The following is a 1,781-nucleotide window of genomic DNA, read 5'->3' as shown; positions in this document are numbered from 1 at the left end:
CATGATTTCCCAAGCTTTTTTCTTGCCGTCGCAAGTCGTTTCTCCGACGAATAAATCTGCAAGTCTGAAGAATGGACAAGTTTTTTCAAATCTAGCACCCAAAGATGCCTTGATTAGTGGACATGTAGCAGTTGGAAGATATTTTTCTCCACCTGGTACCCAGAATTGAGATCCTGAACACAAACCAGTATTAATAGCTCCGCATCCAAATACTACTTCGTCAGGAACGTGAATGCAGAATGTTCCTACAACTTTTCCTCCGTTTTTTTTGAATTCGATTAATTCAGCTGGTCTAATTCCGTGGATTTCTGCAACAACCATGTTGAAATAATCCATTTTTTCTGGTCTATTTTCTTGTGATAAATATACATCACCAAATGCTTGTGGTAAAACTTCACACAAAACGTCGTGTTCTTCAACGTTCATTCCTAAATCTTCCCACATTTTTCTGTAATCTGCCATTTAAATACCCCCTAGTAAGTAATTACATTATCATCATAATCAAATTGGCTACAGTTACGTATCACATAATCTGGTTTGAAATCGAATTGCTTGTACTTTTCATCTATGTATTCAAATCCTTTTTTTGTAAAAATATCGTGATATTCGCCTTCACAAAAATAGCCTTCTTTGATTAATTGATCAAATTTTTTGTACACTCCAGCTGCTGCCTGAAGTTTTACAGATGATTTATCCCTAAAAGAATCATCTATATGTTCTTTGATGAATTCTATTCTTTTGTCGATGTCGAAGATAAATTTTGAGAAGTATTCCACCTCGTATATTCTTCTTTCATCAATATCGCATTTTCTGAGATTGAATATAAGAGATGAAATTTCTCTGGATTTTTCGATTAATTCATCGAATTTTTCTTCGTCAAATTTTTTGTCTAATTTATCTTCCAAATACTCAATCAAAGATTTGTAATCCTTGTATTTGTACACAAAAACATCCTTGTCAGTTTTCTTCTTCAAAGTTTCGTAGCGAATTTGACAACTATCATCTACAATGAAAAATGACGAACTGAACATAAAAGGACATCTTCCAAGTTCCAAATAAGCAAAAGAAGAATTCAACATATCACAGTAATTATTATCCGAATAATCTTCTGTGATTTCCCTATCCATTCCATAAGAATACACTGTTGTAACTCCAAAACTCTCAACGATTTCCCATGGAACTCTGCCCCACAATGAAACAACAGTTGTTGATTTACTCAAAGTGAGGGCATCGATATATGCGTTTTTTCTAATATCCAAATAATCCATTATCTTGCTAAGACTGCTGCTCCTATTGCTCCAGCAAATCTTGCGTTTTCATTTGTTTCTACGGTTGCTGACAAAAGCTCTGACAAGTGTTCTGTCATATAATCATTTCCCGAAAAACCTCCAGTTAAGAAATAATAATCTGTAGCAGGAAGTCTGTGAACCAAAGTCTTAACTTTATTAATGATAGAATTAATTACACCACAAGCAATATCTTCTTTTGGTGTGCCTTTTCCTATCAATGAAATGATTTCTGTTTCAGCAAAAACCGTACACATTGAAGAAATTTTGACATCTTTTCCAGTTCTTGCCAAATCAAACATTTCGTCCAATCCAACACCAAGACGGTTTGCCATTACTTCCAAAAATTTTCCAGTACCAGCAGAACACTTATCATTCATTATGAAATCTTCTACTATACCATTTTTGTAACTTATGGCTTTTGTATCTTGTCCTCCAATGTCGATAATAGTCATATCAGTATCGTTGAAAAAACTTGCGCCTTTTGCGTGGCAT

General features: G+C 34.3%; 3 protein-coding genes. All 3 read right to left on the bottom strand.

Features of this window, described 5'->3' with window-relative positions:
• On the bottom strand, positions 1-462 hold a 462-nt coding region (locus KHW44_RS09350; RefSeq protein WP_304068818.1), incomplete at its 3' end, for a 2-hydroxyacyl-CoA dehydratase.
• A gap of 11 nt (positions 463-473) precedes the next feature.
• The gene (locus KHW44_RS09345; protein WP_304068817.1) at positions 474-1,268 is read right to left on the bottom strand and encodes a 2-hydroxyacyl-CoA dehydratase family protein; all 795 of its coding nucleotides are present in this window, start codon (positions 1,266-1,268) and stop codon (positions 474-476) included.
• Positions 1,268-1,781 (bottom strand): acyl-CoA dehydratase activase (locus KHW44_RS09340; protein ID WP_304068816.1); only part of this gene is annotated, 514 nt, incomplete at its 5' end. The genes KHW44_RS09340 and KHW44_RS09345, both read right to left, overlap by 1 nt.

The organism is Finegoldia magna, assembly GCF_018371055.1.
GTDB lineage: Bacteria > Bacillota > Clostridia > Tissierellales > Peptoniphilaceae > Finegoldia > Finegoldia magna_I.
This window is presented reverse-complemented; position numbering and strand designations above follow the sequence as displayed.